Origin of the sequence: Lapillicoccus sp., from assembly GCF_025353065.1 — a bacterium.
Taxonomy (GTDB): Bacteria; Actinomycetota; Actinomycetes; order Actinomycetales; family Dermatophilaceae; genus Lapillicoccus.
The window spans coordinates 1-5,894 of sequence record NZ_JANXRJ010000048.1 but is presented as its reverse complement, the minus strand read 5'-3'; the positions used below and the strand labels follow the sequence as shown (position 1 = coordinate 5,894).

Below are 5,894 nucleotides of genomic sequence, written 5' to 3'. Positions count from 1 at the left end.
GCGGTTCTGGCCCTCAGGCCAGGGGGTGGGGCGACGTCAGTAGCGGTACTGCTCCGGCTTGTAGGGGCCGGCGACGTCGACACCGAGGTACTCGGCCTGGCCCTTGGTCAGCTCGGTGAGCCGGACGCCGAGGGCGTCGAGGTGCAGCCGGGCGACCTTCTCGTCGAGGTGCTTCGGCAGGACGTAGACCTGCTTGGCGTAGTCGGCGTTCTTGGTGAACAGCTCGATCTGGGCGATCGTCTGGTTGGAGAAGCTGTTGCTCATCACGAAGCTCGGGTGGCCGGTGGCGTTGCCGAGGTTCATCAGGCGACCCTCGGAAAGCACGATGATGCTGCTGCCCGAGGCGAAGGTCCACTCGTGGACCTGCGGCTTGATCTCGGTCTTGACGATGCCCGGGAGCTTGGCCAGGCCGGCCATGTCGATCTCGTTGTCGAAGTGGCCGATGTTGGCGACGATGGCCTTGTTCTTCATCCGCGACATCTGGTCCGCGGTGATGACGTCGTAGCAGCCCGTCGTGGTGACGAAGATGTCGGCGGTGGCGAGGAGGTCCTCGAGCAGGGCGACCTGGAAACCGTCCATGGCCGCCTGCAGGGCGCAGATCGGGTCGATCTCGGTCACGATGACGCGGGCACCCTGGCCGCGGAGCGCCTCGGCACAGCCCTTGCCCACGTCGCCGTAGCCACAGACCACGGTGACCTTGCCGCCGATGAGGACGTCGGTGGCGCGGTTGAGCCCGTCGATGACGGAGTGGCGGGTGCCGTAGGTGTTGTCGAATTTGCTCTTGGTCACCGAGTCGTTGACGTTGATGGCCGGGAAGAGCAGGTCGCCGGTCTCGGCGAGCTGGTAGAGCCGGTGGACACCGGTGGTGGTCTCCTCCGTGACGCCCATGATGCTCTCGGAGACGGTCGTCCACTTGGTGGGGTTGGTCAGCATCGTCGCGCGGACGAGCTCCTTGAAGACCCCGAACTCCTCGGAGTCCTCGTCGGTGATCGGGGGCACCAGGCCGGCGGTCTCCCACTCGCGGCCCTGGTGGACCAGCATCGTGGCGTCGCCGCCGTCGTCGAGGATCATGTTGGCGCCCTCGCCACCGGGCCAGGTGAGGATCTGGTCGGTGCACCACCAGTAGTCGGGGAGCGTCTCGCCCTTCCAGGCGAAGACCGGGACGCCCTGGGGGTCCTCGGGGGTGCCGTTGGGGCCGACGACGGCGGCCGCAGCGGCCTCGTCCTGGGTCGAGTAGATGTTGCAGGAGGCCCAACGGACCTCGGCGCCGAGAGCCGTGAGGGTCTCGATAAGGACCGCCGTCTGGACGGTCATGTGGAGCGACCCGGCGATGCGGGCGCCGGTGAGCGGCTTGGTGGTGCCGAACTCCTCGCGGAGGGCCATCAGGCCGGGCATCTCGTGCTCGGCGAGTCGGAGCTGGTGACGGCCGGCCTCGGCGAGGCCCAGGTCGGCAACCTTGAAGTCAAAGGACATGGAAAATTCTCCCGTTGAATCGAGTGGTTGGCTGACCCGGCGTAGCCCATCTGGGCACATCGTCGTCCGTGTGGACAGTTGATCTCGCGGGGTATCACCCACGCCGGCAGAACCCCCATTCTAACGGCTCGGACCGACGAGGGCACGCAGGGCCGGTATGCCGCGTGGGCCAGGCTGCGGTTGTCGGGGTCCTGTGGTTGTCTGACCCGATGTCCGAGACCTCCCCCGACACGAGTCCTCGTCTGGACCTTGCTACTCCGACCGAAGCTCGAGGGCACTCACCCAGGCAGCTCGCCGCAGCCTCGGTGGGCAACCTCGTCGAGTGGTACGACTGGTATGCCTACTCCTTCCTCGCGACCTACTTCGCGGTCCAGATCTTCCCGAAGAGCGAGTCCGGACTCACGGCCCTGCTCGACGCCTTCGCGGTCTTCGCGGTCGGCTTCTTCATGCGGCCGGTGGGCGGGCTGCTCATGGGGGCCGTCGCCGACCGGCTGGGACGCAAGGCGGCGCTGACCCTGACCATCCTGCTGATGGGCGTCGGGTCGCTGCTGATGGCCGTGCTGCCGACCTACGCCCAGGTCGGGGTCCTTGCACCCGTGCTCCTCCTCGTCGCGCGACTGATCCAGGGGCTGAGCATCGGCGGCGAGTTCGCCGCCTCGACGACGTTCCTCGTCGAGTCCGCCCCGCCGACACGGCGGGGCTTCTTCTCCAGCTTCCAGTACGTATCCACGACGATCGGGCAGCTGATCGCGTCCGGTCTGTCGGCCCTGCTCGCCCGCAGCCTCAGCGACTCGCAGATGGGGTCGTGGGGGTGGCGGATCCCGTTCCTCGTCGGGGCGCTGCTCTCCTTGGTCGGCCTGCTCATCCGTCGGGGCGCCACAGAGACGCTGGCGACGGTCGAGGCGATGAAGGAGGGCCGTGCGTCGCGGCCGGGCATCTTCGACGCACTGCGCCACCACCCGCGGCAGTCGCTGCTCATCGTCGGCATCACCGTGGCGGGCACCATCGCCTACTACACCTGGACGACCTACCTGCCGACCTACGCGAACACGTATGCCGGGGTGAGCAAGAGCGACGCCCTCACCGTGGGGACGCTCGCCCTCGTCTTCTTCGGCCTCCTCAACCCGATCGCGGGAATGGTGTCCGACCGGGTCGGCCGGCGGCCGCTGCTCATCACCTTCGCGGCGGCCTTCGTCGTGCTGACGGTGCCCGGTCTCGGGCTCCTCGACGGGAGCGCGGGCCGACTCCTGCTCGTCGAGTGCGTCGGCATGGTCTTCCTCGTGATGTACACCTCCATCGCCGCCGCGGTGAACGCCGAGACGATCCCCGCGCGGGTACGGGCGACCGGCATCGGCTTCCCCTACTCCGTCTCCGTCGCGCTCTTCGGGGGCACGGCCCCCTACATCGGGACGGCACTGAAGAACGCCGGCCACGGCACCCTCTTCCCCTACTACGTCAGCGCGCTCTGCCTCGTCTCGCTGCTGGTCTACGTCTTCGGGATGAAGGAGACGGCCCACCGGCCGCTGCCCTGAGCCGGTCCCCCGTCAGGAAGGCGTGGTGCTGGTGGGGTCCCAGGAGGGCCGGACCTCATCGTTGCCGTGGTCGATGTCGGGCTCGAGGTACATCAGGAGGGTGAGGTCGGGGACGGCCTGCCGGGCGTTGAGCTCCGCCACGTTGATCGTCGTCGCGACGAGGTCTGCCGTATCGGTCTCGGTGACCGCGACCTTCGCGGCCACGATCAGCTCTTCGGGGCCGACGTGGAGGGTCCGCATGTGGATCAGCCGGCCGACCCCCTCGGTGCCGATGATCGCGGCCTCGATGGCCCGCACGTGGTCCGGGGACGCGGCCTCGCCGAGCAGCAGCGACTTCATCTCGACGGCGAGCACGAGGGCGACCGTCACGAGCAGCAGACCGATGAGCCCGGTCCCCGCGGCGTCCCAGCGGCCGTTGCCGGTGACGATCGTGAGCACGACCCCCAGGAGGGCGAAGACGAGCCCGATGAGCGCGGCGAAGTCCTCCAGCAGCACCACGGGCAGCTCTGGCGCCTTGGCGCTGCGGATGAACTGCGGCCAGCTGCGCGTCCCCCGGGTGGGGTTGGACTCATGGATCGCCGTGCGGAACGAGAAGCCCTCGAGGCCGATGCTGACGACGAGGACGACGATCGGCACCCAGGCGAAGCTCGTGATCCCCTCGGGCCGCTCCCACTTGTGGTACGCCTCGTAGAGGGCGAAGAGGCCACCGACCGAGAAGAGCACGATCGAGACGACGAAGGCCCAGAAGTAGCGCTCCCGCCCATAGCCGAAGGGGTGCTCCGGGGTGGCCTGCCGACGGGCCCGCTTGCCGCCGAACAGCAGCAGGGCCTGGTTCGCCGAGTCGGCCAGGGAGTGCACCGACTCCGCGAGCATCGAGCTCGAGCTCGTCAGCAGGAAGGCGATGAACTTCGTGACCGCGATCCCGAGGTTCGCCGCCAGGGCAGCGAGGATCGCCCGGTTCCCGCCCTCAGTCGACATGCCGGTCAGGTTACTGGCTGAGCACGAGCAGGCCGAACGCCCGGTCTTGCCTCGTCCGTTCGGTCATATGTTCTTTCCGGCCGTCCCTCCTGCACCCGTCCACCCCATGCTGGGTGCGTGACGACGACCGCGCCGAACCACGCGCCGAGCTCTGTCGATCCCCCCGCTCTGCGGTCAGCCACCGATACCTCGCAGGAGGCCGCTCGACCGCCGGGATCGGTCCTGTTCGACGTCTGGCTGCCGCGCGTCATCCTCGGAGCCCTTCCCCTTGTCCTCCTCCGGCCGCTCGTCGTCCGCGACCCCGACACGTTCTGGCACATCCGGGCCGGTCACCAGCTGCTCGCCTCGGGGCAGCTGATCACGACCGACACGTGGTCGGGTTTCAGCAGCACCACGTGGATGCTGCACGAATGGGCCCCTGAGGCCCTCATGGCCGTCGGTGACTCCGTGGCCGGTCTGGCCGGCGTCGCCTGGTTGTGGCAGCTCGGCCTCGTGCTTCTCGTCGTCGCGCTGATCGCCGTTTGCCGGCCGCAAGGAACGCTGGTCCAGACCGTGATCGGCGCCACCGCGGGGCTGTTGTGTGCCCTCCCGAACCTGGGACCCCGGCCTCAGATCGTCTCCTTCATCTTCCTGGCCGTCAGCGTGGGTGCTGGGCTTCGAACTGCCGACGATCGCCGCCCCCGTTGGTGGCTCGTCGCATGGGGTTGGGTCTGGGCCTGCTGCCACGGGATGTGGTTCCTCGGGCCGCTCGTAGGTTTCGTCGTCGTCGCCGGCATGGCTCTGCAGGATCACACCGGAGGACGCCTCGACCTTCGCGCGACCAGCCGGTTGGCCCTCGTGCCGGTCCTCACGATCGTCGCGGCGGGTCTGACGCCGGTGGGGCCCCGCTTGCTCACGGCGCCGATGACCGTCTCGGGCTACGGGAGATTCGTCACGGAGTGGGCACCACCGGACTTCTCGACCCCCATTCCTGCGCTCACCATGGGCTGCCTCGTCCTCGTCGTGCTGGTGTGGGCCAGGAGCAGCCGGCAGGTGAGCTGGAGCCGGGTCGGCCTCTGGGCTCTCGCGCTGGGCTGGTGCCTGCTCTACAGCCGCACGGTTGCCATTGCGGCCGTCATCGTCGCGCCTCTCGTCACCGCCGCGTTGAACCAGGCCCAGGCTCGGACCGCCGAGGGGGCTCGGGCCACCGGGAAGCTCCTCAGACCGGAGAAGTGGGCGGTCCTCACGGGGGTCGTCGTGGTCATGCTCCTGTCGATTCCCCTGGCCGATCGTCGACCGGGCTCGGTCCCGTCCGGCCTCGATCCCTCCCTCTCGGCCCTTCCTCGAGGCACGGTGGTCCTCAACGACTACGTCCTCGGGGGTTGGCTCGACTGGGCGCACCCGGAACTCGCTCCGGTGATCGACGGGCGGACCGAGATCTTCTCGCTGGACTACGTCACCGACTACGTCAACGCCAGCCAAGCTGCTCCGGGATGGCAGAAGACCGTGGCCGCGACAGGCGCCCGGGTCGCGCTCCTCCCCGACAGCTCCTCGCTCGGGGACGGGCTCGTCAACCAGCTGGGCTGGACCGTGGTGAAGGTGGCTGACCACTACCGACTCCTCGAAGCCCCCGGCAGTGTCTCTCAGTGACAACAAGGGTGCGACGACGACGGGCTAGCGTGGCGTCATGCGCTCCGACATCGGGACCCTCGACTGGCTGACCCTCGCCGACCACCTCGACCTCGTCGCCGCGCCGGTCGCGGACGCTGCTGCGCTCGTGCCTGGCGCGCGGGTGGCGAGCATCGACGTGACTCTCGCCGACACGGCGGCCTTCTGCACGGCATACGACGTGGCGCCGGAGTCGTCGGCCAACTGCGTCATCGTCGCCGGGAGACGTGGTGACGTGACAACGTATGCCGCGGTGCTGGTCCT

At 68.7% G+C, this 5,894-nt stretch carries 4 protein-coding genes and 1 pseudogene; 3 read left to right on the top strand and 2 right to left on the bottom strand.

Features of this window, described 5'->3' with window-relative positions; genetic code table 11:
• Positions 1–36: 36 nt before the first annotated feature.
• On the bottom strand, positions 37–1,473 hold the full coding sequence (ahcY, locus tag Q0R63_RS04350) for an adenosylhomocysteinase (RefSeq protein WP_295694540.1): 1,437 nt from the start codon (positions 1,471–1,473) through the stop codon (positions 37–39).
• Between the two features lie 305 nt (positions 1,474–1,778).
• On the opposite strand from ahcY, the gene Q0R63_RS04345 reads away from it, so the two are divergent.
• The gene (locus tag Q0R63_RS04345) at positions 1,779–3,005 is read left to right on the top strand and encodes an MFS transporter (protein ID WP_295694537.1); all 1,227 of its coding nucleotides are present in this window, start codon (positions 1,779–1,781) and stop codon (positions 3,003–3,005) included.
• Between the two features lie 12 nt (positions 3,006–3,017).
• On the opposite strand, the gene Q0R63_RS04340 is transcribed toward Q0R63_RS04345, so the two are convergent.
• A complete protein-coding gene (locus Q0R63_RS04340) occupies positions 3,018–3,983 on the bottom strand; it encodes a cation diffusion facilitator family transporter (RefSeq protein ID WP_295694534.1) in 966 nt (321 codons plus the stop codon).
• Between the two features lie 117 nt (positions 3,984–4,100).
• Between Q0R63_RS04340 and Q0R63_RS04335 the strand changes: the two genes are divergently transcribed.
• Both Q0R63_RS04335 and Q0R63_RS04330 read left to right on the top strand, forming a co-directional pair.
• Positions 4,101–5,612 carry a hypothetical protein gene (locus Q0R63_RS04335; RefSeq protein WP_295694532.1) on the top strand — a complete coding sequence of 504 codons (1,512 nt, stop codon included), beginning with the start codon at positions 4,101–4,103 and terminating at the stop codon, positions 5,610–5,612.
• Between the two features lie 37 nt (positions 5,613–5,649).
• Positions 5,650–5,894, top strand: a pseudogene (locus Q0R63_RS04330) (hypothetical protein); the annotation flags it as partial.

Excerpts from the sequence above, each read along its gene's own strand:
- ahcY (WP_295694540.1), bottom strand. The coding sequence starts at position 1,473 with ATGTCCTTTGACTTCAAGGTTGCCGACCTGGGCCTCGCCGAGGCCGGC.
- Q0R63_RS04340 (WP_295694534.1), bottom strand. The coding sequence starts at position 3,983 with ATGTCGACTGAGGGCGGGAACCGGGCGATCCTCGCTGCCCTGGCGGCG.